This window comes from Geodermatophilus sp. SYSU D00708, assembly GCF_054050115.1.
Map to the genome: position 1 here is coordinate 40,794 of NZ_JBJGYS010000010.1, position 26,648 is coordinate 67,441.

30 protein-coding genes are annotated in these 26,648 nt (G+C 75.7%); 9 read left to right on the forward strand and 21 right to left on the reverse strand.

Annotation, left to right across the window (positions count from 1 at the left end):
* Nucleotides 1–7 precede the first annotated feature (7 nt).
* Genes ACI79D_RS10585 through ACI79D_RS10595 form a run of 3 tightly spaced genes read left to right on the forward strand, consistent with a single transcriptional unit; the run spans nucleotide 8 to nucleotide 1,838 of the window.
* Complete coding sequence (locus tag ACI79D_RS10585) at nucleotides 8–370, forward strand: VOC family protein (RefSeq protein ID WP_456918352.1); 363 nt, start codon at nucleotides 8–10, stop codon at nucleotides 368–370.
* A gap of 21 nt (nucleotides 371–391) precedes the next feature.
* Nucleotides 392–1,186 (forward strand): helix-turn-helix domain-containing protein, encoded by a 795-nt coding sequence (locus ACI79D_RS10590; RefSeq protein WP_456918353.1) that lies wholly within the window; start codon nucleotides 392–394, stop codon nucleotides 1,184–1,186.
* Nucleotides 1,187–1,241: 55 nt separating this feature from the next.
* Nucleotides 1,242–1,838: a TIGR03086 family metal-binding protein gene (locus ACI79D_RS10595; RefSeq protein WP_456918354.1), complete on the forward strand. Its 597-nt coding sequence runs from the start codon at nucleotides 1,242–1,244 to the stop codon at nucleotides 1,836–1,838.
* A gap of 6 nt (nucleotides 1,839–1,844) precedes the next feature.
* On the opposite strand, the gene ACI79D_RS10600 is transcribed toward ACI79D_RS10595, so the two are convergent.
* Nucleotides 1,845–2,489, reverse strand: a complete 645-nt coding sequence (locus tag ACI79D_RS10600) for a LysE family translocator (RefSeq protein ID WP_456918355.1) — start codon at nucleotides 2,487–2,489, stop codon at nucleotides 1,845–1,847.
* A gap of 99 nt (nucleotides 2,490–2,588) precedes the next feature.
* Between ACI79D_RS10600 and ACI79D_RS10605 the strand changes: the two genes are divergently transcribed.
* Entirely contained in the window at nucleotides 2,589–3,299 is a 711-nt protein-coding gene (locus tag ACI79D_RS10605; RefSeq protein WP_456918356.1) for a M50 family metallopeptidase, read from the forward strand.
* 34 nt (nucleotides 3,300–3,333) lie between these two features.
* Here the strand turns inward: ACI79D_RS10605 and ACI79D_RS10610 are convergent, their stop codons facing one another.
* Both ACI79D_RS10610 and ACI79D_RS10615 read right to left on the reverse strand, forming a co-directional pair.
* The gene (locus ACI79D_RS10610; protein WP_456918357.1) at nucleotides 3,334–5,697 is read right to left on the reverse strand and encodes a glycoside hydrolase family 65 protein; all 2,364 of its coding nucleotides are present in this window, start codon (nucleotides 5,695–5,697) and stop codon (nucleotides 3,334–3,336) included.
* Nucleotides 5,694–6,425: an HAD family hydrolase gene (locus ACI79D_RS10615; protein ID WP_456918358.1), complete on the reverse strand. Its 732-nt coding sequence runs from the start codon at nucleotides 6,423–6,425 to the stop codon at nucleotides 5,694–5,696. The genes ACI79D_RS10610 and ACI79D_RS10615 overlap by 4 nt, the downstream gene beginning before the upstream one ends.
* Nucleotides 6,426–6,601: 176 nt before the next feature.
* On the opposite strand from ACI79D_RS10615, the gene ACI79D_RS10620 reads away from it, so the two are divergent.
* On the forward strand, nucleotides 6,602–7,147 hold the full coding sequence (locus ACI79D_RS10620) for a YbhB/YbcL family Raf kinase inhibitor-like protein (protein ID WP_456918359.1): 546 nt from the start codon (nucleotides 6,602–6,604) through the stop codon (nucleotides 7,145–7,147).
* Nucleotides 7,148–7,223: 76 nt separating this feature from the next.
* Nucleotides 7,224–8,123, forward strand: coding sequence for a serine hydrolase (locus ACI79D_RS10625; RefSeq protein ID WP_456918360.1), 900 nt, complete (start codon nucleotides 7,224–7,226; stop codon nucleotides 8,121–8,123).
* 29 nt (nucleotides 8,124–8,152) lie between these two features.
* Here ACI79D_RS10625 and ACI79D_RS10630 read toward each other — a convergent pair whose 3' ends face one another.
* A complete protein-coding gene (locus ACI79D_RS10630) occupies nucleotides 8,153–8,965 on the reverse strand; it encodes a GNAT family N-acetyltransferase (protein ID WP_456918361.1) in 813 nt (270 codons plus the stop codon).
* Between the two features lie 101 nt (nucleotides 8,966–9,066).
* Between ACI79D_RS10630 and coaA the strand changes: the two genes are divergently transcribed.
* On the forward strand, nucleotides 9,067–10,029 hold the full coding sequence (gene coaA, locus ACI79D_RS10635) for a type I pantothenate kinase (RefSeq protein WP_456918362.1): 963 nt from the start codon (nucleotides 9,067–9,069) through the stop codon (nucleotides 10,027–10,029).
* 162 nt (nucleotides 10,030–10,191) lie between these two features.
* On the opposite strand, the gene ACI79D_RS10640 is transcribed toward coaA, so the two are convergent.
* The 14 genes from ACI79D_RS10640 to ACI79D_RS10705 all read right to left on the reverse strand — a co-directional run bounded on the left by ACI79D_RS10640 (nucleotide 10,192) and on the right by ACI79D_RS10705 (nucleotide 23,777).
* Nucleotides 10,192–10,689 (reverse strand): phosphate-starvation-inducible PsiE family protein, encoded by a 498-nt coding sequence (locus ACI79D_RS10640; RefSeq protein ID WP_456918363.1) that lies wholly within the window; start codon nucleotides 10,687–10,689, stop codon nucleotides 10,192–10,194.
* A 102-nt stretch (nucleotides 10,690–10,791) separates the two neighbouring features.
* A complete protein-coding gene (gcvP, locus tag ACI79D_RS10645) occupies nucleotides 10,792–13,812 on the reverse strand; it encodes an aminomethyl-transferring glycine dehydrogenase (protein WP_456918364.1) in 3,021 nt (1,006 codons plus the stop codon).
* 169 nt (nucleotides 13,813–13,981) lie between these two features.
* Entirely contained in the window at nucleotides 13,982–14,554 is a 573-nt protein-coding gene (locus ACI79D_RS10650) for a MerR family transcriptional regulator (RefSeq protein WP_456918365.1), read from the reverse strand.
* Between the two features lie 248 nt (nucleotides 14,555–14,802).
* The gene (locus ACI79D_RS10655) at nucleotides 14,803–15,291 is read right to left on the reverse strand and encodes a bifunctional nuclease family protein (RefSeq protein ID WP_456907306.1); all 489 of its coding nucleotides are present in this window, start codon (nucleotides 15,289–15,291) and stop codon (nucleotides 14,803–14,805) included.
* 120 nt (nucleotides 15,292–15,411) lie between these two features.
* A complete protein-coding gene (gene ftsR, locus ACI79D_RS10660; protein ID WP_456918366.1) occupies nucleotides 15,412–16,128 on the reverse strand; it encodes a transcriptional regulator FtsR in 717 nt (238 codons plus the stop codon).
* Nucleotides 16,129–16,195: 67 nt separating this feature from the next.
* Nucleotides 16,196–16,711 carry an oxoglutarate dehydrogenase inhibitor Odhl gene (gene odhI / locus ACI79D_RS10665; protein ID WP_456918367.1) on the reverse strand — a complete coding sequence of 172 codons (516 nt, stop codon included), beginning with the start codon at nucleotides 16,709–16,711 and terminating at the stop codon, nucleotides 16,196–16,198.
* Between the two features lie 300 nt (nucleotides 16,712–17,011).
* Entirely contained in the window at nucleotides 17,012–17,416 is a 405-nt protein-coding gene (gcvH, locus tag ACI79D_RS10670) for a glycine cleavage system protein GcvH (RefSeq protein ID WP_456918368.1), read from the reverse strand.
* 45 nt (nucleotides 17,417–17,461) lie between these two features.
* The gene (locus tag ACI79D_RS10675) at nucleotides 17,462–18,463 is read right to left on the reverse strand and encodes a DUF881 domain-containing protein (RefSeq protein WP_456918369.1); all 1,002 of its coding nucleotides are present in this window, start codon (nucleotides 18,461–18,463) and stop codon (nucleotides 17,462–17,464) included.
* Nucleotides 18,460–18,792 carry a small basic family protein gene (locus ACI79D_RS10680; RefSeq protein WP_456918370.1) on the reverse strand — a complete coding sequence of 111 codons (333 nt, stop codon included), beginning with the start codon at nucleotides 18,790–18,792 and terminating at the stop codon, nucleotides 18,460–18,462. The genes ACI79D_RS10675 and ACI79D_RS10680 overlap by 4 nt, the downstream gene beginning before the upstream one ends.
* Before the next feature lie 2 nt (nucleotides 18,793–18,794).
* Complete coding sequence (locus tag ACI79D_RS10685; RefSeq protein WP_456918371.1) at nucleotides 18,795–19,715, reverse strand: DUF881 domain-containing protein; 921 nt, start codon at nucleotides 19,713–19,715, stop codon at nucleotides 18,795–18,797.
* Entirely contained in the window at nucleotides 19,712–20,386 is a 675-nt protein-coding gene (locus tag ACI79D_RS10690) for a CDP-alcohol phosphatidyltransferase family protein (protein ID WP_456918372.1), read from the reverse strand. The genes ACI79D_RS10685 and ACI79D_RS10690 overlap by 4 nt, the downstream gene beginning before the upstream one ends.
* 164 nt (nucleotides 20,387–20,550) lie before the next feature.
* Nucleotides 20,551–22,620 (reverse strand): elongation factor G-like protein EF-G2, encoded by a 2,070-nt coding sequence (locus ACI79D_RS10695; RefSeq protein WP_456918373.1) that lies wholly within the window; start codon nucleotides 22,618–22,620, stop codon nucleotides 20,551–20,553.
* Nucleotides 22,621–22,624: 4 nt separating this feature from the next.
* A complete protein-coding gene (locus ACI79D_RS10700; protein WP_456918374.1) occupies nucleotides 22,625–22,825 on the reverse strand; it encodes a DUF1918 domain-containing protein in 201 nt (66 codons plus the stop codon).
* Nucleotides 22,826–22,892: 67 nt separating this feature from the next.
* Nucleotides 22,893–23,777 (reverse strand): alpha/beta fold hydrolase, encoded by an 885-nt coding sequence (locus ACI79D_RS10705; RefSeq protein WP_456918375.1) that lies wholly within the window; start codon nucleotides 23,775–23,777, stop codon nucleotides 22,893–22,895.
* Between the two features lie 68 nt (nucleotides 23,778–23,845).
* On the opposite strand from ACI79D_RS10705, the gene ACI79D_RS10710 reads away from it, so the two are divergent.
* Entirely contained in the window at nucleotides 23,846–24,049 is a 204-nt protein-coding gene (locus tag ACI79D_RS10710; protein WP_456918377.1) for a hypothetical protein, read from the forward strand.
* Between the two features lie 9 nt (nucleotides 24,050–24,058).
* Here ACI79D_RS10710 and ACI79D_RS10715 read toward each other — a convergent pair whose 3' ends face one another.
* The 3 genes from ACI79D_RS10715 to ACI79D_RS10725 form a co-directional block, all read right to left on the reverse strand.
* Complete coding sequence (locus ACI79D_RS10715; protein WP_456918378.1) at nucleotides 24,059–24,406, reverse strand: DUF202 domain-containing protein; 348 nt, start codon at nucleotides 24,404–24,406, stop codon at nucleotides 24,059–24,061.
* Entirely contained in the window at nucleotides 24,403–24,777 is a 375-nt protein-coding gene (locus ACI79D_RS10720; RefSeq protein WP_456918380.1) for a YidH family protein, read from the reverse strand. Before ACI79D_RS10720 ends, ACI79D_RS10715 begins: the two co-directional genes overlap by 4 nt.
* A gap of 263 nt (nucleotides 24,778–25,040) precedes the next feature.
* Nucleotides 25,041–25,283: a response regulator transcription factor gene (locus ACI79D_RS10725; RefSeq protein ID WP_456918381.1), complete on the reverse strand. Its 243-nt coding sequence runs from the start codon at nucleotides 25,281–25,283 to the stop codon at nucleotides 25,041–25,043.
* Nucleotides 25,284–25,514: 231 nt separating this feature from the next.
* Here ACI79D_RS10725 and ACI79D_RS10730 point away from each other — a divergent pair, with 231 nt between their 5' ends.
* Complete coding sequence (locus ACI79D_RS10730; RefSeq protein ID WP_456918382.1) at nucleotides 25,515–26,612, forward strand: AraC family transcriptional regulator; 1,098 nt, start codon at nucleotides 25,515–25,517, stop codon at nucleotides 26,610–26,612.
* Nucleotides 26,613–26,648 lie beyond the last annotated feature (36 nt).

Consider the following 26,648-nt stretch of genomic DNA (forward strand, 5'->3'; position numbering starts at 1 on the left):
GCCCTCCGTGCCCAGCACCATTCGCCCGATCATCGTCACGCCCGACGTCGACCGGCTCCTCGCCTTCTACACCGGCGTCCTCGGCGCCACGGAGACGATGCGCTACCCCGACGACGGCCCGGTCTTCTACGTCGGCCTGCAGGTCGGCGACTCGGAGCTGGGACTGTCCTCCGACGGCTCGGTCGTGCCCGGCGCCCCCGGCCGGATGCTGCTCAGCATCGAGGTGGACGACGTCGACACGCTCCTGCCCCGGGTGACCGAGCTCGGCGGCGAGGCGCCCGGCCCGGCCAACGACATGCCCTGGGGCCAGCGCGTCGCGCACGTCAAGGACCCCGACGGCAACGTGGTCAACCTGACGCACACACTCTGACCTGCTCGTACAGTCCTCGGCGTGGAGGCCGCCAGTAGCACGAGGGCCATCGTCCGCCCGGCGGCGATCCCCGACGTCTACCGGCTCGAGCGGCTGCCGCCGTCCGTCGGCCTCGCCGATCTCGTCGCGGTGTTCTGGCGGGTGACGTGGGACCTGCCGCCCGGCACGAGCCACGAGTCCCTGGTGCTGTCCTATCCGGCGGTGAACCTCTCCGTCGAGCCCGACGGCGTGTGGGTCACCGGTCCGGTGTCGGGAACCTATCGACGGTCGCTGGCCGGGGCGGCCACCGTCACCGCGGTGCGGTTCCGGCCGGCGTCCTTCCGGGCGCTGGCCGGCCGGCCGGTCCGCGAGCTGCGCGACCGGGTGGTGCCGGCCGCCGACCTGCTCCCCCTGCCGGCCGACCTGGCCGGACGGGTGGCCGGGGCCGCGGGGCTCGCCGCGGCGCGGGCGGTGCTCGAGGAGTGGCTCGGCGCCCTGCCGCGCTCCCCCGTCGCCGACCAGGCCGAGCTGGAGGCCGCCGTCGCGCTCATCGAGTCCGACCGGTCCATCACCCGCGTCGACCACCTGGCCGAGCGGACCGGCTTCGGCGTCCGCCGGCTGCAGCGGGCGTTCGCCGACGTCGTCGGCCTGCCGGTCAAGCAGCTGATCCGCGCGGCCCGGCTGCGGGAGGTCGCCGAGCGGGCCCTGGTCGGGGACGTCGACTGGGCCGCGGTCGCCGCCGAGCTCGGCTACAGCGACCAGGCGCACCTGGTGCGCGACTTCACCGCCGCCGTCGGCACTCCCCCGGCCCGCTACGCCCGCGAGGTCCGGGGCTGACCGGTGTCGCGTTCCTCCAAGACGGACCACCCGGTGCGCTCCTAGCCTCGCGGCCATGACCGCCACCGACACGCTGCCCGCCCTGTACGACCGGCTCGCGGAGGCGGCCGGCGTGGCCCGCCGGGTCGCCGCGGGGGCCGCCGGCGCGCCCCTGGACTCCCCCACCCCGGACGGCGGCTGGGACCTGCGCGCCCTGGTCGACCACTGGGTGCTCTACAGCGCCCACGGCCTGGAGTGCCGCGCCCGGCGGGTGCCGATCCCGGAAGAGCTGACCACCCGCGACTTCGCCGCCGACCCCGACTGGCCGCAGCGCTACGCCGACCAGCTCGACCGCGCGCTCGCCGCCTGGCGCGAGCCCGCCGCGTGGCAGGGCGACGTCGACCTCGGCGGCACGGCCGTCCCGGCGGAGACCGTCGCCGGGATGCTGGTGAAGGAGCTCGTCGTGCACGGCTGGGACGTCGCCCGGGCGACCGGCCAGCAGGTCGAGGTGGGCGAGGAGACCGCCCGCCTGGTCCTGGACCTGGTCGTCGAGCACGGCCCGCTGTTCCGCCAGTACGGCGGGTTCGCCGACGAGCTGCCGGTGGACGACGCGACGCCGACCTTCGCGCGGGCGCTGCGGCTCTCCGGCCGCGACCCCGGGTGGCGGCCCTGACCGGGCTCAGCGGCTGGACACCGCCACCCGGACGCCGAGGGCCACGAGCACCGTGCCGCTGACCGCCTCGAGCCGCCGGCGGATGCGCGGACGCCGGAACCACGACCCGGCGCGTGCGACGCCGGCGGCCAGCGCCAGGTAGAGCCCCGTCTCCAGGGTGATCTGCAGCAGCCCGAGCAGCGCCGTCGTGGCGAACACCGGGCCGTCGGCAGGGACGAATTGCGGATAGAAGGCGATCATGAAGACAGCCGCCTTCGGGTTGGCCAGTTGCACGAGCAGGCCCTCGCCGAACGACGTCCACCAGCGCCGGCGGCCGGCCGGGGGCGGCACCGGAGCCGGGACGTCGGGCTGCCCCCGCTCGCGCCACGCGGCCCGCCAGGCCCGGACGCCGAGCACCAGCAGCACCGCGGCGCCGACCACCCGCAGCACCAGGTAGCCGATCTCGGAGGCGGCGACCAGCGCGGCGAAGCCCGCGCCGGCGAACAGCGCCCACAGGTACAGCCCCAGCTCGAGGCCGAGGATGGTGGGCACCGCGCCGGCCAGCCCGCGCAGCGCCGCCCGCCGGAAGATCAGCGCCATCGCCGGCCCCGGTGAGGCCGAGATGAGCAGGACCGCCAGCACGAAGGCCGGCAGCGAGGAGACGACGTCCACGGCCGGATGGTGACAGCCGCGGCGTCCGCGGGTCGACGGCTTTCCCGAGGGCCGTGGCGCGGCCGGTCACTCACAGGCGGGTGCGGTTGACTCGCCGCCGTGGACGCCGTCGCACGCTTCTGGACCCGGGTCACCACCCCCGTGCCCGACCTGCCCACGGCGGTGCTGGTGGCCGCCCTGGCCGCGGCCGCGGTCGTCGTCCTCTCCCCCGCCCTGTGGCGCCCGGCCCGGACCGTCGTGACCATCGCCCACGAGGGTGCGCACGGACTGGTGGCCCTGGCCGCCGGCCGGCGCCTGTCGGGCATCCGGCTGCACTCGGACACCTCCGGGCTGACCGTCTCGGCCGGCCGTCCCACCGGCCTGGGCATGGTGCTGACCTGCGCGGCGGGCTACACCGGGCCGGCGCTGTTCGGGCTCGGCGCGGCGGCGCTGCTGGCCGGCGGGCACGCGGTGGGGCTGCTGTGGGCGCTGCTGGCCCTGCTGGCGCTGCTGCTGGTGCAGATCCGCAACTGGTTCGGGCTGTGGGCCGTGCTGGTCACCGCGGCGGTGCTGGTGGCGGTGACCGCGTGGCTGCCGCCGGACGGGCAGGCCGCCTTCGCCGCCGCCGGGACGTGGTTCCTGCTGCTGGCCGCCCCGAAGACCGTGCTGGAGCTGCAGCGCTCGCGCCGCCGCCGGGGCGCGCCGGACTCCGACGCCGACCAGCTGGCCCGGCTCACCCGGCTGCCCGCGGTGCTCTGGGTGGGGGTGTTCCTGCTGGTCGACGTCGGCGCCCTGCTGCTGGGCGGCTGGTGGTTGCTCGGCCGACCGTGAGCGTCGGTCCCGTGCGGACCGACGGCCGCGCCCCCTACTTGCGGGCGCGCCGCCGGGGTGCCGCGCCGGCCGGCTGGTGCACCGGCTCGACCGGCGGTGCGGGCGGGATCGGGGCCACCACCTCGTCCTCGGCGACGGTCAGCCGCCGGCCGTGGTGGTGGACGTCGAGCGGCTCCCCCTCCGACAGCCGGTAGCCGGCCTCGGTCGGCGTCACCGTCACCATGAGGCAGCGGCCCTGGTAGTTGAGCCGGAAGCGCAACCGGGTGAGCCCCTCGGGCAGCCGGGGGGCGAAGGTCAGGTGCCCGTCGTGGTCGCGCATCCCGCCGAACCCGGCGACCGCGACGGTCCAGCCGCCGGCCAGGGCGGCGATGTGCAGCCCGTGCCCGGAGTTGCCGTGCAGGTTCTGCAGGTCGGTGAGCGCGGCCTCGCCCCAGTAGTCGTGGGCGAGGTCGAGGTGGCCGGTCTCGGCGGCGACCACCGCCTGCGGCGCCGCCGACAGCGAGGAGTCGCGCACCGTCCGGGCCTCGTAGTAGGCGAAGTCGGCGACCTTCTCCTCGTGGCTGAACGCGTCGCCGCGCAGGTGCAGCGCCATGACCAAGTCGGCCTGCTTGACCACCTGCTTGCGGTAGATGTCGAAGTACGGGTAGTGCAGCAGCAGCGGGTAGCACTGCGGCGGCGTGTTCTCGAAGTCCCACTCCTCGTGGTGGGTGAAGGCGTCGGACTGCATGTGCACCCCGCGCCGGGTGTCGTAGGGCACGGCCATCAGCGCGGCCGCGCGCAGCCAGGTGTCGACCTCGGCGTCGCTCACGTCCAGCCGCCCCGAGACGTCGGGCTGGCGCTTGACCGCCGCGGCCGCCTCGCGCAGGTTGCGCTGCGCCATGAGGTTGGTGAAGACGTTGTTGTCGACCACGGCGGTGTACTCGTCGGGGCCGGTCACGCCGTCGATCCGGAAGCCGTGCTCGTCGTCGAAGTGCCCGAGGGAGGCCCACAGCCGCGCGGTCTCGATGAGCAGCTCCGCGCCGTGGTCGCGGTCGAACTCCTCGTCGAGGGTGGCGTTGTGGTACCGGACGACGGCGTCGGCGATGTCGGCGTTGATGTGGAACGCCGCCGTCCCGGCCGGCCAGTAGCCGGAGGTCTCCTCGCCGCGGATGGTCCGCCACGGGAACGCCGCGCCGTGCAGGCCCAGCACCCGGGCGCGCTCGCGGGCCAGGTCCAGCGTCGAGTGGCGCCAGCGCAGCGCGTCGCGGGCCGCCTCCGGGGCGATGTAGGTCAGCACCGGGAGGACGTAGGTCTCGGTGTCCCAGAAGGTGTGGCCGTCGTAGCCGGGGCCGGTCAGCCCCTTGGCCGGGATCGGCTGCCGCTCGGCCCGCAACCCGGCCTGCAGCACGTGGAACAGGCCGACCCGCACCGCCTGCTGCAGCTCGTCGTCCCCCTCGACCTCGACGTCGGCGTGCGCCCAGTGCGCGTCGAGGACCTCCCGCTGCTCGCGCACCAGCTGCTCGAACCCGGCGAGCTTCGCCGTCGCCAGCGCGCCCTCGACCTGGTCGCGCAGCGCCGCCGCCGACCGCCGGGAGGACCAGCCGTAGGCCAGGTACTTGACCATCGTCACCGCCGAGCCCTGGGGCAGCCGCGCGGCGAGGGTGAACCGGGCGAGGTCCTCCCCCGCCTCGATGTCCCCGGTCGAGCTGTCGGGCACCTCGACGACGTGGTCCATGCCGGCGGCCATGCGCAGCCGGCTGCGGCGGGTGCGGTGCACCAGCACCGCCCGCTGGCCGCGGGCCACCGCCATCTCGCTGACCAGGGGGTGGGCCAGCGCCGCGGCCGCGCGCGGGTCCTCGGTCTCGCTGCCGCTGTCGACCGGCTCGTTGGCCAGCAGGTCCGACTGCAGGGCGATGTAGAGGTCGCCGCGGCCGTCGGTGCACTCGACGCGGTACTCGGTGGCGGCGATGGAGCGGCGGCGCAGCGAGACCAGCCGGGTGCTGGTGACGCGGACGGTGCGCCCGTTGGGCGAGCGCCACTCGGTGGTGCGGCGGAGCAGGCCGCGGCGCAGGTCGAGCGTGCGGCGGTGCTCGACGATCTCGCCGTAGTCCAGGTCGAGCGGGGTGTCGCCGACCAGCAGCCGGATCAGCTTGCCGTCGGTCACGTTGACCACCGTCTGCCCCGACTCGGGGAAGCCGTAGCCGGCCTCGGCGTAGGGCAGCGGCCGCTCCTCGAAGAAGCCGTTGAGGTAGGTGCCCGGGACGACGATGGGCTCGCCCTCCTCGAACGAGCCGCGCATCCCGATGTGCCCGTTGGCCAGTGCGAACACCGACTCGTGCACGGCCAGCGAGGCGTGGTCGAGGCCGATCTCGGTGAGCGCCCACGGCTCCACCGGGAAGCTGGGCCGTCCCTGGGTCATGACCGGTCCTCCAGCAGCTGGGCCAGGTCGGTGACGACGACGTCGGCCCCCGAGGCCCGGAGCCCCTCGGCCTGGCCGACCCGGTCGACGCCGACGACGTGGCCGAACCGCCCGGCCCGGCCGGCCGCCACCCCGGCGAGGGCGTCCTCGAACACCGCGGCGGCGGCCGGGTCGACCCCGAGCTCGCGGGCGGCGGCGAGGAAGGTGTCCGGCGCCGGTTTGCCGCGAAGCTGCTGGTCGGCCGCGACCACGCCGTCGACCCGGGTGTCGACCAGGTCGGCGAACCCGCCGGCGGCCACGACGTCGCCACCGTTGCGGGAGGCGGTCACGACGGCGGTGTGCAGCCCGGCGTCCTTGACCGCCCGCAGGTAGCGCACCGAGCCGGGGTAGACCTCCACGCCGTGCTCGGCGAGCTCGGCCAGCACCAGGTCGTTCTTGCGCCGCCCGACGCCGTTGACCGTCTCGGCGTCCGGCGGGTCGTCGGGCGTGCCCTCCGGCAGGGTGATCCCGCGGCCGGCGAGGAAGTCGCGCACCCCGTCGAGGCGGGGTTTGCCGTCGACGTAGCGGTTGTAGTCGTCCTGGGTGAACTCCGGTGCCGACGGGTCGTGGCGGTGCAGGAACTCGTCGAACGTGCGCTTCCAGGCCGCCATGTGCACCGTCGCGGTCCGGGTGAGGACACCGTCGAGGTCGAACAGGCAGGCGCGGATGGAGTCCGGTAGTCCGAGCACGTCCCGACGCTACCGGCGCCCGGGGTTGCGTGTCGGGCGGGAAGCCCCAGTTCACCCGGGGGCGGCCCCGTCACCAGGCCCAGCGCGAGCCTGCGAGCGGTGAGGAGGACGGGGTCCTTCTAGGGTCGGCGACGGACGCGGGACGCCCGTTCCGCGCGACCGAGAAGAGGAGAACCATGGCTGCCCGCCCGACGCCGCCCAACCCCTTCGACTTCCTGCCGCAGGTCCCGGGCTTCCAGGTGACCAGCACCGACTGCCGCGATGGTGAGCGACTGGCCACGCCGCACGTCAGCGGGGTCATGGGCGCCGGGGGCGAGGACCGCTCCCCCCAGCTGTCCTGGTCGGGCTTCCCGGAGGGCACGCGCAGCTTCGCGGTCACCGTCTACGACCCGGACGCCCCCACGCAGAGCGGCTTCTGGCACTGGGCGGTGGCCAACATCCCGGCCACGGTGACCGAGCTGCCCAGCGGCGCCGGCGACCAGGCCGGATCGGGCCTGCCGGAGGGCGCGGTGCAACTGCGCAACGACGCCGGCTTCCCCGGGTACGTCGGCGCCGCTCCCCCGGCCGGTCACGGTCCGCACCGCTACTTCGTCACCGTGCACGCCGTGGACACCGAGGCACTGGACGTCACGTCCGACACCACGCCCGCCGTCCTCGGCTTCAACCTGTTCGGCCACACACTCGGACGGGCGACCCTCGTTGCCACCTACGAACAGGAGTGACCACATCGAGTGAAGAACACGCACTCGGTGCTTGAGAACTGCAGGTTCTCCCAGGTGGGCGGCGCACCATGACCCCATGCTGGCGGCCGCGTCGCACAGATCCGGCCTCCGGCGCGCCCGCACCACGGCCGCGGCCGTGGTCCTCCTGGTCACCGCCCTGCTCCTGGCCGCGCAGCCGGCCCGGCCGGCCTCCGCCGCCGGCAACCCCACCGCGGAGGCGGTCACGGCGGCCGCGGACGCGTTCGGGTCGACCGGCACGCTCGCCGTCGTCGTCGCGCCGCAGCAGAGCCGGTTCACCGGCCTGACCGCGCGGGCGGTCGAGGCGCGGACCGCCCGGCTGGTCGCCGCCAGCGCCGACAACGGGCAGGCCGACCGGGTCTTCCCGACCGCGTCGCTGGTGAAGCTCTTCCTCGCCGAGGGGGTCCTCCGGCGCGCCCGCGCGGGCCAGGTGACCCTCGGCCCCGGCGACCTCGCCACGCTGCGGCGGATGATCGCCCGCTCCGACGACGCGGCCGCCTCGGCGGTGTGGGTGCGTTTCGGCGGCATCGGCCTGGTGCGGGAGGTCGCCGCCCGCTACGGCCTGACCCGCACCGCGCCGCCGCGGGTGGCCGGCGAGTGGGGCGAGGCGACCACCACCGCTCGCGACCTCGCCCGCTTCCTCGCCCTCCTGCCCGTCCTCCCCCACCCGGACGACGCCGCGACGCTCACCGGGTGGATGCAGGAGGCGACACCGGTGGCCGCGGACGGTTTCGACCAGCAGTTCGGCGCCTTCGGCACGCTGCCCGGGACGCCGGCGGTGAAGCAGGGCTGGATGTGCTGCGTGGGCGGCCAGCGGCACCTGCACTCGGTGGCCGTCCAGGACGGCCGGGTCGTCGTGCTGCTCAGCGAGGTGCCGCGGTCGGTCGGCTGGAACGCCGGCCGGGCCGCGCTGACCGCCGCCGCCGAGGCGATCGCGGCGGTGCCGCCCGCGTCCTGAGCCGCGTGGACCGTGGTGACCGTCGCGGGTCAGTCGTCGGCGGCGGGCGGGCCGGCCACCCCGACGGTGGCCAGCCGGGCGAACCCCACCCGCTCGTACACCCGCGCGACGTCGTCGTCCCCGGCGACCAGGAACACCAGGTCGGCGGTCTCGCGGGCGTGCGCGGCCAGCGCCGAGGCCACTCCCGCACCCAGGCCGCGGCCGCGGAACCGGGGCAGCGTCGCCACACCGGTGATCTCGCTGACCTCCGTGCCACCGCCGACGTCGAGGGGGTGGTGGGCGCCGACCGCGACGGGGTCGGAGCCCTCGACGGCCACCATCATCACCGTGCGCCCGCTGGCGATCCGCTCCCGCAGCAGCGACGTCCGCGGCTCCTGCGGCGTCTCGGCGACCGGCTCCTCCCCCACGTCGGCGCGCGGGCCGGGGTGGGCGAAGGCGATCGACGCCAGCCGCTGGTAACGGGGCAGCGCCGGGTCGTCGGCGCCCACCAGGTAGAGCCGCACCCCGTGCGGCAGCAGCAGCTCCACCGGGTCGGCAGCGACCAGCAGCGGGGACTCCTCGACGACCAGGCCCGCCTCCCGCGCCGCCGCCGCGGCCGACGGCGCGCGCTCGCAGACCCACTCCAGCGCCACCGGCAGCCCGGCCTGCTGCTGGACGGCGACCGCGGCGCGGACGTCGTCGGCGGTGACCGTCTCCCCCGCCCGCGGCCGCGCCGGGTACGGCCACTCCGCGGTGCCCACCGGCACGTCGAGGGCGCCGGCGGCCTGGATCCGCGCATCGGGGAGCGGCGCGGCGGCGAAGTACCGCTCGATGCAGTCGAGCAGCCCGGGAGACGGCGGCACACCGGAACCCTAGACGCCGGTCGGCGGACGGGCCCCCGACGCCGGCCCGCTCGTCCCCGCAGGCCACCCGGGCGGGTGAGGAGATCGGGCCGGACGGCACGATGGACACCGTGACGGCAGGGACACGACACCAGGTCTCGCCCTACGCGGTCTTCGACCGCGCCTCGTGGCGAGCCCTCGCGGCGGGCACCCGGCTGCCCCTCGACGAGCAGCAGCTGCGCTCGCTGGCCTCGCTGGGCGACCGCATCGACCTCGACGAGGTGGCCACGGTCTACCTGCCCCTGGCCGGCCTGCTGCGGCTGCACGTGGAGGCCAGCCGGCGGCTGTGGGCGGCGCGCAGCGAGTTCCTCGGCGACTCGACGGCCAAGGTCCCCTACGTCATCGCGGTGGCCGGCAGCGTCGCCGTGGGCAAGAGCACGACCTCCCGGCTGCTGCAGGCGCTGCTGGCCGCCGGCCCCGGGGCCCCTCGGGTGGACCTGGTCACCACCGACGGCTTCCTCTGGCCGAACGCCGTGCTGGAGGAGCGCGGGATCCTCGGCCGCAAGGGCTTCCCGGAGAGCTACGACCGGCGGGCCCTGCTGCGCTTCCTCGCCGACGTGAAGTCCGGCCGCGGCGAGGTCAGCGCCCCGCTCTACGACCACCAGTCCTACGACGTCGTCCCCGGTGCCCGCCAGGTCGTGGACCGGCCCGACATCCTCGTCCTGGAAGGGCTCAACGTGCTCCAGGCCGGACGGCGGGCCGACGGCAACTCCCCCGAGGTCTTCCTCTCCGACTTCTTCGACTTCTCCGTCTACGTCGACGCCCCCGAGGCCGACATCCAGCGCTGGTACGTGGAGCGGTTCCTCGCCCTGCGCCGGACGGCGTTCGCCGACAGCTCCGCCTACTTCCACCGGTTCGCCGACCTCACCGACGACCAGGCCCGGGACATGGCGCTGGGCATCTGGACCGCGGTGAACGGCCCCAACCTGCGCAGCAACATCGCCCCCACCCGGTCCCGCGCCCGCCTGGTGCTGCAGAAGGCGGCCGACCACGAGGTGCGGCGGGTGCTGCTGCGCAAGATCTGAGCCGGGTCCTCGTCGCGTCCTCGCCGCGCTCTTCCCGCCTCCCATCCCGAGGCGCGTGGTGTTGGGGATAACGGTGGGACTGGAGGGACGGACCGCCACCGCTCGGTGCCACCGTGCTGGGCCCGCCGCGCTCGGCCCGCCGCCGCGCTCGGCCCGCCGCGCTCAGCCCTCCTCGGGCTCGCGCTCCTTGCGCCGCAGCAGCCAGGAGGTCAGGCCCAGCAGGAGCACCAGGACGCCGAGGACGCCGATCTCGACCAGCCGGTGGGTGAACGCGTCCCCCTGCCCGACGACGCCGGCCGCCTCGACCGAGAGGACGACGATCTCCTTGATCGAGGCGATGATGCCGATGATCAGGAACGGCTCGGCCACCAGCTCCCGCCGTTCCACCGTCGCCCGCACCGCGAAGAGCAGCTCCACGAAGATGAAGACCAGCAGCAGCACGTCGAGCATCTCGAGCAGCGGGGCCTGCGTGAAGTCCGAGAACAGCGCGAGCGACTGCCGGCCGGCCAGCACCAGCAGGACCAGGGACCCCGCGATGAGCAGGACCGCGATGCCCGCGTAGACCACGTTCTCCGCGACCTCGAGCGCCCGCGTGCCGACCCGGCCGAAGCCGGGCGGGGGCACGTGGTCCTCGAGGTCGTCCTCCTGATGCCGCGTCACGCTGCGCGATCCTCGTGCATCCGGGCACCCGGCCGCTGGGTGCCGCCCACGGGATCGCCCGATCGGGGCGCCGCGTCGGTCCCGGGTGGCGCGGCGCTCAGGTCAGCTCTGCGCCCCCGCCGGCACCGCGTCGGCCGCCGTCCCCAGGTCGTCCGGTGACCCCTCGCTGCGGTCGGGCACCCGCGCGACCGGCTCGGCGGCCGGCTCGGGCTCGGCGAACGCCTCCGGCGGCGGGCACGAGCAGACCAGGTTGCGGTCGCCGTAGGCCTGGTCGATGCGGCGCACCGGGCTGAGGTAGCCGCGGGTCTGCAGCGCGGGCACGGGGAACACCGCCGCCTCCCGTGGGTAGGGCCGGTCCCACTCCCCCGCCAGCATCCTCAGCGTGTGCGGCGCGTTGCGCAGCGGGTTGTCGGCGCGGTCGTACTCGCCGGAGGCCACCTTCTCGATCTCGCCGCGGATGGCGACCATCGCGTCGACGAACCGGTCGAGCTCGGCCTTGTCCTCGCTCTCGGTCGGCTCGACCATGAGCGTCCCGGCCACCGGGAAGCTCATCGTCGGCGCGTGGAAGCCGAAGTCCACCAGCCGCTTGGCGATGTCGTCGTTGGTGATCCCGGTGGCCTTGGTCAGCGGCCGGATGTCGAGGATGCACTCGTGGGCGACCAGCCCACCGGCGCCGGTGTAGAGCACCGGGTAGTGCTCCCGCAGCCGGGCGGCCAGGTAGTTGGCCCCGAGGATGGCGTGCTCGGTGGCGCGGGTCAGGCCGTCGGGGCCCATGAGCCGCAGGTAGGCCCAGGAGATCGGCAGGATGCCGGCCGAACCCCACGGCGCGGCCGACACCGGCCCGGGGCCGGTCGCCGGACCCGCCTCGGGGGCCAGCGGGTGGTTGGGCAGGAACGGCACCAGGTGCTCCCGGACGCCGATCGGCCCCACGCCGGGCCCTCCCCCGCCGTGCGGGATGCAGAAGGTCTTGTGCAGGTTGAGGTGGCTGACGTCGGAGCCGAACCGGCCCGGCCGCGCCAGCCCCACCATCGCGTTGAGGTTGGCCCCGTCGACGTAGACCTGCCCGCCGGCGTCGTGCACCGCGGCGCAGATCTCCTGCACCTCGGTCTCGAAGACGCCGTGCGTGGACGGGTAGGTGATCATGATCGCGGCCAGCCGGTCGGCGTGCTGCTCGATCTTGGCCCGCAGGTCGGCGACGTCGACGTTGCCCGCCTCGTCGCAGGCCACGACCACGACGCGCATGCCGGCCATGACCGCGCTCGCGGCGTTGGTGCCGTGCGCCGACGAGGGGATCAGGCAGACGTCGCGGTGCGCCTCCCCGCGGGAGTGGTGGTACCCGCGGATCGCGAGCAGGCCGGCGAACTCGCCCTGGGAGCCGGCGTTGGGCTGCACGCTGACCGCGGCGTAGCCGGTGACCTCGGCCAGCCCGGCGCACAGCTCGTCGATCAGCTGCCGGTAGCCGCGGGCCTGCTCGACCGGGGCGAACGGGTGGAGCTGGGCGAACTCCGGCCAGGTGATGGCGGCCATCTCGACCGCGGAGTTGAGCTTCATCGTGCAGGAGCCGAGCGGGATCATCGTCCGGTCCAGCGCCAGGTCCTTGTCCGCGAGCGAGCGCAGGTAGCGCATCAGCTCGGTCTCCGAGCGGTGCGCGGAGAACACCGGGTGGGTGAGGAACTCGGTGCGGCGGCGCAGCTCCGGCGGCAGCGCGTCCGCGCCGGCGTCGGCCAGGGCGGCGTCGTCCGCGGGCACGCCGAAGGCGGCGGCGACCGCGCGCAGCGTGTCCGGCGTCGTCGTCTCGTCGCAGGCCACGCCGACGGTGTCGCCGTCGACCAGCCGCAGGTTGACCCGGCGCTGCGCGGCGGCGGCGACCACCTCGGCCGCGCGGCCGGGCACCCGGGCCTGCACGGTGTCGAAGAACCGGTCGTGGACGACGTCCACCCCACCGGCCCGCAGCCAGCCGGCCAGCACCTGCGCGCTGCGGTGCACCCGGGCGGCGATCGCGGTCAGCCCCTCCGCGCCGTGGTAGACCGCGTAGGCGCCGGCCATGACGGCCAGCAGCACCTGGGCGGTGCAGATGTTGCTGGTCGCCTTCTCCCGGCGGATGTGCTGCTCGCGGGTCTGCAGCGCCAGCCGGTAGGCGACGTCGCCGTCGGCGTCCACCGACACCCCGACCAGCCGCCCGGGCAGCTGGCGGGCCAGCCCCTCGCGCACCGACAGGTACCCGGCGTGCGGACCGCCGTACCCCATCGGGACGCCGAACCGCTGGGAGCTGCCGCACGCCACGTCGGCGCCCCACTCCCCCGGCGCCTCCAGCAGGGCGAGGGCGAGCAGGTCGGCGGCGACGACCACGGCCGCCCCGGCCTCGTGGGCGGCGGCGGCCAGCGCCCGGTGGTCCCGGACGGCGCCACTGGCCCCCGGGTAGGACAGCAGGACGCCGAACGCGCCGGCCTCGGGCAGGTCGGCCGGCCACCCGGCGGACAGGTCGGTGACGTGCAGCCGGATGCCCAGCGGCTCGGCGCGGGTCTGCAGCACCCCGAGGGTCTGCGGCAGCGTGTCGGCGTCGACGACGAACACCGCGTCCGGCTTGGCCCGCCCGGCGCGGCGGACCAGGGTCATCGCCTCGGCGGCCGCGGTCGCCTCGTCGAGCATGGAGGCGCCGGCCACCGGCAGCCCGGTGAGGTCGGCGACCATCGTCTGGAAGTTGATCAGCGCCTCGAGCCGGCCCTGGCTGATCTCGGGCTGGTACGGGGTGTAGGCGGTGTACCAGGCGGGGTTCTCCAGGATCGTCCGCTGGATCACCGCCGGCGTGACCGTGCCCGAGTACCCGAGGCCGATCATCGAGGTGTAGACGTCGTTGGCCGCGGCGCGTTCCCGCAACAGCCGCAGCACCGTGGCCTCGTCGGCCGCGGGCGGCAGGCCCAGCGGCGTCCGGTCGCGCACCCCCTCGGGCACGGCCGCGTCGACCAGGGACTCCAGCGTCGGGTGGCCGACGGCGGCGAGCATCGCCTCGGTCTCGTCCGCCCGCGGGCCGATGTGCCGGCCGGCGAAGGAACCCGCGGGATCGAGGTCGCGGAGCGCGGGGAGGGAGGTGGGATCGGGAGCGCCAGGAGCACGGTCCGCCATTGCCCCGACGCTACCAGCGCCGGGAGCAACCCCCGTTGATCATGGGGTTGTTGCCGGTGACACGCGACCACACACCGGGGCGCCCGGCAACGAGCCCATGATCAACCGGGCGGCGCAGTCGGGTCACACAGCCGTGGTCGTCGTCCGGTGGACGACGGCGTGATCGCCCTCAGCCGGCGACGCGGCGGCGACGGCGCAGCGAGAGCTCGTCGTCGGAGGGGTGCGCCGGGCCGCCGTCGAGGCGCTCGGCGGGCAGTTCGGCGATGTCGCCGGAGAGCTCGCGCAGCGCACCGGAGACGGCGATGCCGAAGACGCCCTGTCCCCCGGCGAGCAGGTCGACGACCTCCTCGGCGGAGGTGCACTCGTACACCGTGGCGCCGTCGGAGAAGAGCGTGACGTTGGCGAGGTCCTTGATCCCGCGGTTGCGCAGGTGGTCGACGGCCTTGCGGATGTTCTGCAGGGACACCCCTGTGTCCAGCAGTCGCTTGACGACCTTCAGCACCAGGATGTCGCGGAAGGAGTACAGCCGCTGTGTCCCGGAGCCGGTGGCGCTGCGCACCGAGGGTGCGACCAGTCCGGTACGGGCCCAGTAGTCCAGCTGGCGGTAGGTGATGCCGGCAGCGGCACACGCCGTCGGGCCGCGGTACCCGACGAGGTCGGTGTCGACCTCGTCGTAGGACGGTGCCCCGACAGCAGCGTCGCTGAAGAGCTGACCCTGGGAGCCCTTGCTCTGGTCGCTCACGTCAGCGTCCTCCTCTGCGTCCCGCAGCGCCTCACCGCGGGGACCCCGGCGTGCCGTTCCGGGCCTGTCACTGCACGTCCGCGCCGTGTCGAGTCCCACGTGTCACACCGGTGTTGTTCGCCGACCGTAAGCCGGGGCCAGAGGTCGGTCAACTGAGGCGGGCGGCGTGTCGCTGCACTCACCCATCAGAGGGGTATCGGCAGGTCTGGACCTCTACTTGAGCCCAGACGCAGGGTGATCGGACGACGTCACGGAGTCCCGCCGGAGCCGGAGCCGGCGCCGAAGTCCTCCGGGGAGATCTGGTCCAGGAACTCGCGGAACTTCTCGACCTCGTCCTCCTGCTCGTCGGGGATCTCGATCCCCACCTCGTCGAGCAGGTCCTCCGCGCCGAAGATGGGCGCGCCCGTCCGGACGGCGAGGGCGACGGCGTCCGACGGCCGGGCGCTGACCACGCGGTCGTCGCCGAACACCAGCTCGGCGATGTAGATGCCGTCGCGCATCTCGGTGATGTTGACCGCCTCCAGGGTCGCGCCGAGCGCGCGGACGACGTCCTTGAGCAGGTCGTGGGTCATCGGCCGGGCCGGCCGGACGCCCTGCTGCTCGAACGCGATCGCGGCGGCCTCCACCGCGCCGATCCAGATGGGCAGGTACCGCTCCCCCTGCGTCTCCTTGAGCAGCAGGATCGGCTGGTTCCCGGGCAGCTCGACCCGGACCCCGACGACTCTCAGTTCCTGCACGGGAGGGCTCCCTCAGCTGCGGCCCGGACGGGCGGGCGGATCAGTTCTGGCGGCTGGTGGACGGATCGGCACGAGGGCCCGTGGGCTCCAGACCCCGACCTCGAACACGGTACGCCCGAGTCAGGGACGCAGGAGGTCCCGGAGGCGCGCCTCCAGCAACGCGCCGTGCAGCTGCGCGGACAGGCTGGCCAGCTCGCGCAGCTTCTCGGTGGCCCGGGTCCGGGCCTCCTCCGACCGGGCGCGCAGCACCGGGGCGACCAGCTGCTCGACCAGGCCGGCCTCGCGCTCGGCGCCGTTCTGGTACACGCGCAGGTGCCGCGGCTCGATGCCGTGCCGGGCCAGCCCCGCCGCCGCGCGGGCGATCGGCAGGTCGGCCGAGGGGTGGCGGCCGTCGGCGTCCGGGGCGAGCAGGCCGAACTGCACGCAGTCGGCCAGCTGCCCCGGCTCGAGCCCGGCCGCCGCGGCGAACTGCTCCGGCGGCAGGCTGCCGGCCTCCGGCTCCCCGCTCGGCTCCTCGGCCGTCGACGGCGTCGCCCCCGGCAGCGGCTCGCCGCGGTCGAGGGCGTCGAGGTGTTCCTTGATGACCCGCAGCGGCAGGTACTGGTCGCGCTGGGCGGCCAGGACGTACCGCAGCCGGGCCACGTCGGCCGAGGAGAACTTCCGGTACCCCGACGGCGTGCGCTGCGGGTGGACCAGGTCCTCGGACTCCAGGTACCGGATCTTGCTGATCGTCACGTCGGGGAAGTCGTCGCGGAGGACGGTCAGCACCTCACCGATGGTCAGGCGAGGGGTGTGCTGGCCGCCGGCGTCCCCGAACGCACTCGCGCGCGAGGCCACCGCGGTCACGCTGCCGTCGCTGCCGCGGGGACCGCGTCCCGGTCCGGGAGCCCGTCCGCCGGAGCCGTCACGAGCGAGGAGCGGGCTCGCCCGTCCGCGGACCGGTGAGGTACACCAGCCGGAACTTGCCGATCTGCACCTCGTCGCCGCCGGCGAGGGTCGCGACGTCGACCGGCTCGCGGTTGACGTAGGTGCCGTTGAGGCTGCCGACGTCGTGCACGGAGAACCCGCCGCCCTCGCGGTGGAACTCCACGTGGCGGCGGCTGACGGTGACGTCGTCGAGGAAGATGTCGCTGTCGGGGTGACGCCCGGCGGTGGTCACGTCCTGGTCGAGCAGGAAGCGGCTGCCGGCGTTCGGGCCGCGCTTGACGACCAGCAGCGCCGACCCGGCCGGCAGCGACTCGATGGCGCCGGCGTGGGCGTCGGTCTCGGTGACCTCCGGCGTCTCCGCCGAGTCCTCGCCGCCGACCTTGGGGATGACGCTGGTGGACTCGCCGATCCGCTCCTGGGACAGCGCTGCGCCGCACTGCGCGCAGAAGCGACTGCCCTCGGGGTTGTTGTGGCCACAGCGAGTGCAGTGCACGTCTGTCTCCTCCGGTGCAGGGGGTGGCACCGCCGCGGACTCAGGGATGGGCCGCGGGCGGCCGGCGGACGACGGGCCGGACGGCCCGTCGCGGGTCGGCCGCCGTGTGGGTCACGGCGGGCCGTTGGTCATGGAACCAGCGGCCGACCCGAGGGTCAACCGGAGGTCCAGGGTGAGGCTGGCGTCGCCTTCGGCAGGCGGCGCGGCCCCTCGCCCCAGGTGAGCATAGTGATCGCCGTCGGCGCTGCGGCGGGTCAGGTGACCGGCTCGCCGACGGTGTCGCCGGAGCCGGCCGGCGGGTCAGGAGGCGTCGACGAGGGCCTGGTAGGCGGCGGCGTCCAGCAGGTCCGCAGTGGGGTCGCCGTCCCCCTCGGCCACGGTGATCTCCACCAGCCAGCCGGCGCCGTAGGGGTCGGCGTTGATCGTCTCCGGCGCGTCGGTGAGCACCTCGTTCACCGCGGCGACGACCCCGGCGACCGGCGAGTAGACGTCCGACACCGACTTGGTGGACTCCACCTCGCCGATCGGGTTGCCCGGCGCGACGTCCGCCCCGACCTCCGGCAGTTGCACGAAGACGATGTCGCCGAGCGCGTCCTGGGCGTGGTCGGTGATGCCCACCCGGACGACGGTCGCCGCGCCCTCGCCCCGCTGGACCAGGGCCCACTCGTGCTGCTCGGTGTAGCGGCGGTCGTCGGGCGTGCTCATGCGGCGTGGTCTCCAGTTCGTGGGTCGGCGCGTGCGGCGGGGGCGTCAGTCGTCGCCGTCGTCCGGCGAAGCGTATTGAGGCGTGTCCAGGGGCCGCAACGCGTCGACGACCACCCGGTCGGACTGCGTGATCTCCACCGTCCCGCCCTGGCGGCCCACCCGGTCCACCACCCCGCCGGGGATGTTCATCGCGGTCTCGAGGTCCTGCGGGGAGCCGATGACGTGGACCTCGTAGGGGCTGCTGACCGGCTCGCCGTCCACCTGCAGCGCCCCGGGCTCGCCGGTGACCGCGGTGGACACCCCGACCCGGACGCCGTCGATCTGCATGGTCTCGGCACCGGCGCCGCGCAGCTCCTGGACGGCGTCGAGCAGGTCGGCCACCCGCACCCGTCCCTCCGGGTCGCGGACGGTCATGACCAGCCCCGGGCCCTGCGCGGCGACGGTGCCGTTGAGGATGCCGAGGGCCTCGGCCCGTTGCCGCGCCTCCTCGAGGGCGGCCTCGGACTGGTTGTCGGAGTTGTTCAGCCGCCGCAGGTCGGTGCGCTGGTCGGCGATCTGGGCGCGCAGCCGATCCTCGCTGGCGTTGAGCTCGTCGAGGATGCGCACCAGGTCCTCCTCGCGCGCCCCGGCGAGGTCCTCGTCGGTGCCGGAGTTGCGCACCTGGACGGCGAAGGCGAACCCCAGCAACAGCGTGAGGACGCCGATGAGCAGCGCCGCCAGCGGGTCCCGCCGGCGCCGGCGGGCTGCGGCGGCAGGCGGAGCCGGCGGCTCGGCCGCGGCGGCCGGTGACCCCGCCGCGGCGGCCGACTGCTCCCCCTCGGCCGCCGGCGGCTCGGGCTCCTCGGCGGCCGGCCGCTCCTCCTCGGCCGGGCGGGACTCCTCCTCGGCCGCCGGGAGCTCGGGCTCCCCCCGCGGCGGATCCGCGGCCGCCTCGGCGGAGGGCCCGGCGGGCGCGCCGGCCGGCGCACTCTCCTCCGGAGCGGGCCGCGGGGCGTCGTCCGGGACCGGTGCGTCGGGTCCCGGGGCGGCCCGGTCGTCGCCGCTCATGCCCGGAACACGTGCCGTCGGATGGCCGCGGCGTTGCCGAAGATGCGGATGCCGAGCACGACGACCACCGCGGTCGACAGCTGCGCGCCCACCCCCAGCTGGTCGCCGAGGAACACGATCAGCGCGGCCACGACCACGTTGGAGACGAAGGAGATGACGAACACCTTCGCGTCGAAGATGCCGTCGAAGCGGGCCCGGACGCCGCCGAACACGGCGTCGAGCGCGGCCACGACGGCGATCGGCAGGTAGGGCTGCAGCCACAGCGGGACGGTCGGGTCGAAGAAGAGGCCGAGGACCACGCCGAGCGCGAGGCCGATGACGGGGATCACGGTCAGCCTCCCGGGGTGGGGTCGGGAGCCGGCGCGTCGGGCTCCTCGGTCACCGGGGTGGCGGAGCGGAGCTCTGGTGAGCTCCCGGTGGGCAGGGACAGCTCGTCCTCCTGGGCGAAGTCGAAACGCAGGCCGAAGGACTCGGAGTAGCCGGCCAGGGCGATGACCTCCGGGCTGGCCAGGAACCGGGACCGCAGGGTCTCCGGGTCGCCGATGGCGCTGACCAGGTAGGGGTTGGTGACCGGCCGGAAGTCGACCAGCACGGCCTCGCCGGCGAACCGGATCGCGGTGGTCGGCCCGAGCCGCCGGCCGTTGATGCTGACGGCCTCGGCGCCGGCCGCCCAGAGGGCGTTGACCACCACCTGCAGGTCGCCGTCGAGGACCTGCCCGCGGGGGTCCTCCTCCCCCGCTCCGCCCACCGGGTCGGCGTCGGCGTCGGGCTCGGCGTCGGCGAGGGTGACCAGCAGGCCCGGGCCGGTGACCGGCTGGAGCGCGGCGGCCATCTCGGCGTCCTCCACGTCCTCGAGCGCCCGCTGGCCCTCGCCGGTCGCCGCCAGCGCGTCGTCGCGGGCGGCGTTGACGTCCGCGCGCAGCTGCTCGAGCTCGGCGGTGAGCTCGTCGTTGGTGTCCGACTCCTGGGCGATGTCGGCCACCAGCGCCGCGCGCACTCCCTCGCGGCCCTGCGCGCCGGCCGCCGCCTGGTCGTAGGTCACCGCGGCCAGCACGCCGGCGACGGCGAGCACGACCGCCACCGCCACCTGGCCCCACCGGCGGGGCCGCGGCGGGGCGCCCCCGGCCGCGCGGGCCGCCCGGGCCTCGGCGGCCTGGCGGTACGCGGGGTCGAGGGTCTCGGCCAGCACCTGGTCGAGGAGGGAGGCGCCCAGTGAGCGCGGCCCGCCGCCGCGCTGCAGGGTGGACGTCACGGCGCGGCTCCCGCGGCGGCGCGTTCGGCGCGCACGATGCCGACCACCTGCACGACGTAGAGGACGCCGGCCAGGACGTACAGCGCGCCGCCCCAGATGGTGAAGGCGTAGGCGATCGGCTGGGCGACGGCGACCACCGGCCCGTCCCCGTCGGCCAGCAGCAGCAGGGGGAAGGCGTAGAGCAGGTTGAACGTCGCCGCCTTGCCCAGGTAGTGCACCTGCAGCGGCGGGTAGCCGTACCACCGCAGGACCAGCAGCATCAGGCCCAGCACCACCTCGCGGCCCACGAGGACGGCGACCACCCAGAACGGGACGACGTCGCGCAGCACGAACGCGATGAGCGTGGCCACGATGTAGAGCCGGTCGGCGGCCGGGTCGAGCAGCGCGCCCAGCCGGCTGGACTGGCCCAGCGCGCGGGCGATCTTCCCGTCGGCCCAGTCGCTGACGCCGGCGAGGGCCAGCACGAGCACCGCCCAGCCGTCGGCGTGCGGCCCGAGCAGCAGCCAGAGGAACAGCGGCACGCCGAGCAGGCGCAGCACCGACAGCGCGTTGGGGACCGTCCACACACGGTCGGGCAGCTCGTTGCGGTCGGTGACGACCGGCCGGTCGGGCAGCGCCGCACCCGACACCGGAGCCGGGGCAGCCGCCGAGGGACCGTTGGACGACGTCACGTGACCTCCACCCCGCTGAACACCGCCTGCGAGGCTAGTGCGTTCCGCCGACGGTCCCACCGGCGGCGCACCGGGACGCGCGTCACCCCCGGGGCCCGCCGGGCAGGGCGACCCCGCCCCGGCTGCCACCGGGACGGGCGGCGCCCCTGCCGGGGGTCCGTTCTTCAGGCGGGCACGGCGGTCAGCGACGGCGGCGCCGGCTCGTACCCCATCGGCCGGCGGGTGAAGCTGCCGGTGCCGTGGGAGACCGAGCGCAGCGCGCCGGCGTAGGTGAGCAGCTCGACCTCGGGCACCTCGGCGCGGACCGTCGTCCGGTCGCGGTCGGGGTCGGCGTCGCTGCCGGTGACCCGCGCCCGCCGGGAGGACAGGTCGCTCATCACCGCGCCCACGTACTCGCCCGGGACGACCACCTGCACCTCGCACCACGGCTCGAGCACCCGGGTGCCGGCGGCGGCGACCGCCTCCCGCAGGGCCAGCGCCCCGGCGGCCTGGAAGGCCGCGTCGGAGGAGTCCACCGAGTGGGCCTTGCCGTCGACGAGGACGAGGTGGACGTCGACGATCGGGCGGTCGCCGGAGACGCCGCGCTCGGCCTGCGACCGGATGCCCTTCTCCACGCTGCCGTGGAACTGGCTGGGCACCGTCCCGCCGACGATCCGCTGCTCGAACACCACGCCCGACCCCGGCGCCCCGGGCTCGGCCTCCACGATGACGATCGCGTACTGCCCGTGCCCGCCGGACTGCTTGACGTGCCGGCCGGTGACCTTCGCCGGCCCGGCGAGGGTCTCCACCATGGGCACGCGCACGGGCACGGTCTGCACGGTGACGCCGTGCCGGGCGCGGAGCCGCTCCAGCAGCACCTCGGCGTGGGCCTCCCCGACGCACCAGAGCAGCAGCTGCCCGGTGTCGGGGCGGCGCTCCAGGCGCACCGTCGGGTCCTCGGCGACGAGGCGGGTGAGCGCGGTGGCCAGCCGGTCCTCGTCGGCCCGGGACGCCGCCTCCAGCGCGACCGGCAGCTGCGGGGTGGGCAGGTCCCACGGCGGGACCAGCCGCGGGTCCTCCGGTGAGGACAGCGTGTCGCCGGTCTCGGCCGAGGTCAGGCGGGCGACGGCGCAGACGTCCCCGGCGGGGCAGGCCGCGACCGGGCGCAGGCTCGACCCGAGCGGCGAGGAGACCGCACCGATGCGCTCGTCGACGTCGTGGTCGGGGTGGCCGCGCTCGGCCATGCCGTGCCCGGAGACGTGGATGGGGGCGTCGGGCCGCAGCGTGCCGGAGAACACCCGCACCAGCGAGACCCGGCCGAGGTAGGGGTCGGTCGTGGTCTTGACCACCTCGGCGACCAGCGGCCCGTCCGGGTCGCAGGACAGGGCGGGCGCCGGCGAGCCGTCCAGGCGGGTGACCGGCGGACAGCCGTGCTCCATCGGGCACGGGAAGCCGTTGACCAGCAGGTAGAGCAGCGGGTCGATGCCGATGCCCTGCAGCGGCGCCGCGCAGAGCACGGGGTGGAAGTGGCCGCGGGCGACGGCGGTCTCCAGGTCGCTGATGAGGTCGTTCTGGACCAGTTCGTCACCGGCGAGGTAGCGCTCCATGAGCGCCTCGTCCTCGCTCTCGCCGATGATGCCCTCGATGAGCTCGCTGCGGAGCCGGTCGGCGTCCGGGGCGTCCGCGCCCGGGTCGAGCAGCGAGGTCACCCCCGTGACGGATCCGTCCGGTCCCCGCTCGACGAGGTGCACGGGGTAGACACCCGCGCCGAGCATCGTCTGGCACAGCCGGACGGTCTCCTCGACGTCGGCCCGTGCGCGGTCCAGCTGGGTGACGACCACCGCGCGCGGCATGCCGACCGCCGCGCACTCCTCCCACAGCTGCACGGTGCCCGCGTCGACCCCGTTGACCGCGGAGACGACGAACAGGGCGGCGTCGGCGGCCCGCAGCCCGGCCCGCAGCTCACCGACGAAGTCCGGCGAGCCGGGGGTGTCGAGCAGGGTGATGCGGTGGTCGGCGTGCTCGACGGTGGCCACGCCGAGCGACACCGACCGCTGTTGCCGGACCTCCACCTCCTCGTTGTCCAGGCAGGTGGTGCCCTCCTCCACCCGGCCGGCCCGCGGGATCGCCCCGGTGGCGACCAGCAGGGCCTCGGCGAGGGTGGTCTTGCCCGCGCCCGCGTGGCCCACGAGGGCCACGTTGCGGACCCTCTCGGCGGGGCGCGGGGCCGGGGCGGGCCCGGTGTCCTTGGCCACGGGCTCAGCCGTTCGCCGGCTCGGGGACGACGGCGCACGAGCCCGCGGCCGGGTGGAAGACCCCGGTGTGCCCGTCGGGGTCCCACTGGACGACGTAGGGCGGTCCGCCGCCCTGGCCGCGTACCTCGAGCACCCTGCCGTGGCGCTCCGGCTCTCCCTGGTGGGTGGAGTGGACGACGATCCTGTCCCCGACTCGTGCTTCCACGACGGCCTCCCGGCGGCTGACCCGGTCTGTGTTGTGGGTCACAGCCTGCCTCCGGGCCGGGAGCCGATCAAGGGGCCGCAGGCTGATCCCGTGCGTCGGCCGCGGCGGTGTGCCGGGTGATCGCCTCGGCCAGCGGGACCACCGCGGCGGCCGGCAGCGCGTGGCCCGTGCCGGGGAGGGTCACCAGCCGGGCGGAGCCGATGAGCCCCGCGAGGTGCGCCGCGTGCGGCGGTGGGTTGATCGGGTCCGCCGGCGCCTCGACCACCAGCGTCGGCACCCGGACGGCGGCCAGCTCGGCGCCTCGGTCGAGTCCGGACCGGTCGGCGAGCGCGTGGGCGAGCGGGCTGCGGTGGGTGCCGCTGTGGGCGACCACCCGCTCCTCCAGCGCGCGGAACTCCGCCGGGTCGAACGGCAGGCCTCCTCCCGAGAGCAGCCGCCAGTGCTCGACCCGCCAGGCCAGCTCGGCGCCGGCGTCCCGCTCCTCCCCCATCGACTCCCAGTGGGCGAGCAGTCGGGGGTCGGGCCCCGGCAGCGCGCCTTCCCCGGTGACGTCGGCGAGGCCGGTGCCCAGCGCGGAGGTGCACAGGACCGTGGCGCTGCGCAGCCGGCCGGGCGCGTCCAGGAGGAGCAGCTGGACCAGCGTGCCGCCCATCGACATGCCGACCACGTGCGCACGGTCGATGCCGAGCGCGTCGAGCAGGCGGACGGCGTCGGTGGCGAGGTCCCGGACGGCGTAGGGCCGCTGCGCGAACGCGCGCGTGGAGCGGCCGGTGTCGCGGTGGTCGTAGCGGACCACGCGGTGCTGCCGGGCGAGCCGGTCGACCAGCGCGTCGGGCCAGACCACCCCGCTGGCGTTGGCGCCCATGACCAGCAGCAGCGGCGCGGAGGCGGGGTCGCCGCGCTCCTCGGCCCACAGCTCGACGTCCGGCGCCACGGGGATCCGGTGCTCCACGGCCGACACCCTGGCCGCCGCGGGACCGGCCCGTCGACCGGTTTCCCGGGCCGCCCATGCTGGAGCCCATGACGAGCAGCGCGCACGCCGCCGGCCGGGAGCAGGAGTCCGGGCGGGCGCACGCGGTCCCCCGGGACGCCGCCGACGGACCGCCGCCGTGGGTCGCCGTCTGCGGCACCCCGGTCGCCGTCGTGCAGGGCAGCTGGAGCGGACGGCGCGGGCTGGGCTCGGCCGACCCGTGCCCGGAGTGCCGCCGGCTGGCGCCCGCCTGAGCGGCCGGCTCAGCTACGGGGGTCGAGGACGAAGGCCAGCGCGAGCAGCCCGACGGTGACCCCGGTCAGGGCCAGCGCCGCGATCGGCAGCCCGGAGGAGACCGCCGAGAGGTCGCCGCGCGCGGTCAGGGACCGGGAGGCCAGCCGGTACCTGCGCTGGGCGGCGACGGCCACGGCGACGGCCTGGACCAGCCCCAGCGCGGCCAGGGCGACGGCGAGCGCGCCGACCACCGGCGCGGCCAACCGGCCGGCGCCCACCGCGCCCACGCCGAGGGCCAGGGCGGTGCGCCGCCAGGCCAGCGCGGTCCGCTCGGCCTGCAGGCCGGCGTCGAAGACCCGGTCCGGCGCCCCGCTCACCGCAGCAGCACGCCCAGCAGCAGGAGGACGCCGGCGGCCAGCGTGCCCGCGGCGATGACCGGCGAGAGCCGGGGCGCCGGCAGCGGCCGCCCGAGGCGCATCGCCCGCTCCGTGGCCACCCACCCCCACCAGGCCTGCAGCGGCGCCAGGATGCCCAGCCCGACCAGCACCAGGACGCAGGCCAGGCGCAGGCCCGGCGACGGCGGGAACTCCAGCGCCTCCAGGGCCACGCCGGCGGCGGCCAGGGCCAGCGAGGTGCGGATCCAGGCGAGGAAGGTGCGCTCGTTGGCCAGGCTGAACCGGGGGTCGGGCTCGTCGCCCCGGCCGTAGACCGCCCGCGGGAACCGGCCGCGCGTCCGCGGCCCGCTCACCGGCCGAGGTCCCGGGCGCGGCAGTCCATGCGCCCGATCCTGCCCCGGCGCCGGTCAGGGCCGCAGGACGCCGGCGGGCGGTCCGGCCGCGGCCGGCAGGTCCCGCCGGAGAGACGACCGGGCTGGGCGTGTGCCGGGCCTCGCCAGGCGCGCGCACCACGGACCCGCGGGCCCTCTGTCGCCCGCCTGGCGAGGTGCCCCCAGTGTGACCCACCGCCGGACATCCGCGACTCGGCCACGGGAGACGCGGATGTCCGGCGGCGTCAGATGACCCCGCGCCCCCGCGCGGCCGCCACGACCTGCGGGCGCCCGGCGGCCGCCAGCTTGCCCCGGACCCGGCGGATGCGGGTGCGGGCGGTGTTGCTCGTGACCGCCATGGCCGCCGCGATCTGGGCCGTCGACCGGCCCTCCGCCAGGTGGCGCAACAGCTCCACGTCGCGGTCGGTGAGGACGGCGACCCCGTCGGCGGGACGGGCTCCTCCGGGGCGCGGGATCAGTGACGGCATGGCGCCCTCCTGGACGGGCCGGCGCGGCGCGGGGACGCACCACCCCGGTGGAGCGACGGTGCGGGACGGACACGGCACGGCGTCCTCCGAGGGGCACGGGCGGAGGGGGACCACAGCACGACCGGTCGTCCACCATCCGGTGGTGCCACGGTAGGGAGGAGGGCCGGAGGGCGCTTTACGGATCGGGTTCCGCCTCTTACCTTTTCGCGCATCGCCGAGGAGGGGACGCCGATGCGGCCTCGCGTGCGGAGTGCGGCGCTCACCGGGTACGCCGACCTGGCGCGGTCGCTCGGCCTGGACCCGGCCGTCGCGTTGGTCTCCGAGGGCCTGGACGTCTCCGATCTCGACGTCCCGGACCGGTGGCTCCCCGGTGCCGCCGTCGCCCGCGTGCTCGAGCGTTCCGCCCGGGACGCCGACTGCCCGGACCTCGGACTGCGCCTGGCCGAGCTGCGGCGGCTCGGCGCCCTCGGGCCGATCAGCGTCGTGCTCCGCGACGAGCCGGACCTCGGCAGTGCCCTGGACCTGCTGATCCGGTACGAGCGCGTGTACAACGAGGCCCTGCACGTGCGCCTGGCCAGCCTCGACGGCCTGGCCACGCTCACGCTGTGGCTGGAGTTCGGGGAGCCCGCGCCGACCGACCAGGCGCTCGACCTGACCATGGCGGCGGTCCTGGGGGTGATCCGGGCGCTGGTGGGCGGCGGCTGGACGCCGCTGTCGGCGTCCTTCGCCCGACCGCAGCCGGCCGACCCGGGCGCCTACCACCGGGTGTTCGGCCCGGGGGTCCGGTTCGGGCAGGACGCCACCTGCCTGGTGTTCCGCTCGCAGGACCTGGCCGCTCCCGTCGTCATCTCCGACCCGTCCCTGCGTCCCTACAGCCAGCGGTTCCTGCACACGGTCGTGGCGCCCGGGGCGCGGACGGCAGTCGACCAGGTGGCGGAGACCGTGGAGATGCTGCTGCCGCTGGGCCGCTGCTCGGTGCAGCAGGTGAGCCGGCACCTGGGGCTGCGCCCGCGGGTGCTCCAGCAGCGCCTGGCCGAGGAGGGCGAGAGCTTCTCGTCGGTCGTGCACGCCACCCGGGCCGGACTCGTCGAGCGCTACCTGTCCTCCGACCGGTACTCGCTCACCGAGGTGTCCGGCTTGCTCGGCTTCCGGGCGCCCAGCGCCTTCACCCGCTGGTTCCGCGGGCGGTTCGGCACCAGCCCGAGCGACTGGCGGCGGGCCGCCCGGACCGCGGCCGGCACCGCTCCCCCGCCGGGGACGGCGCGACCGGTCCCCACCCCGCTCCCGGCACCCCGCACCGCGCCGCGCAGAACCGTCCGGGGAGGGTGAGCACCCGGCGGCCCCGGCCCGGGAGCATCGCGGCAC

Bases quoted from the DNA above. Each gene is read 5' to 3' on its own strand.
- ACI79D_RS10595 (WP_456918354.1), top strand. From the start codon at position 1,242: ATGACCGCCACCGACACGCTGCCCGCCCTGTACGACCGGCTCGCGGAG.
- ACI79D_RS10610 (WP_456918357.1), bottom strand. From the start codon at position 5,697: ATGACCCAGGGACGGCCCAGCTTCCCGGTGGAGCCGTGGGCGCTCACC.
- ACI79D_RS10620 (WP_456918359.1), top strand. From the start codon at position 6,602: ATGGCTGCCCGCCCGACGCCGCCCAACCCCTTCGACTTCCTGCCGCAG.
- ACI79D_RS10625 (WP_456918360.1), top strand. From the start codon at position 7,224: ATGCTGGCGGCCGCGTCGCACAGATCCGGCCTCCGGCGCGCCCGCACC.
- coaA (WP_456918362.1), top strand. From the start codon at position 9,067: ATGGACACCGTGACGGCAGGGACACGACACCAGGTCTCGCCCTACGCG.
- gcvP (WP_456918364.1), bottom strand. From the start codon at position 13,812: ATGGCGGACCGTGCTCCTGGCGCTCCCGATCCCACCTCCCTCCCCGCG.
- gcvH (WP_456918368.1), bottom strand. From the start codon at position 17,416: ATGAGCACGCCCGACGACCGCCGCTACACCGAGCAGCACGAGTGGGCC.
- ACI79D_RS10675 (WP_456918369.1), bottom strand. From the start codon at position 18,463: ATGAGCGGCGACGACCGGGCCGCCCCGGGACCCGACGCACCGGTCCCG.
- ACI79D_RS10710 (WP_456918377.1), top strand. From the start codon at position 23,846: ATGACGAGCAGCGCGCACGCCGCCGGCCGGGAGCAGGAGTCCGGGCGG.
- ACI79D_RS10725 (WP_456918381.1), bottom strand. From the start codon at position 25,283: ATGCCGTCACTGATCCCGCGCCCCGGAGGAGCCCGTCCCGCCGACGGG.
- ACI79D_RS10730 (WP_456918382.1), top strand. From the start codon at position 25,515: ATGCGGCCTCGCGTGCGGAGTGCGGCGCTCACCGGGTACGCCGACCTG.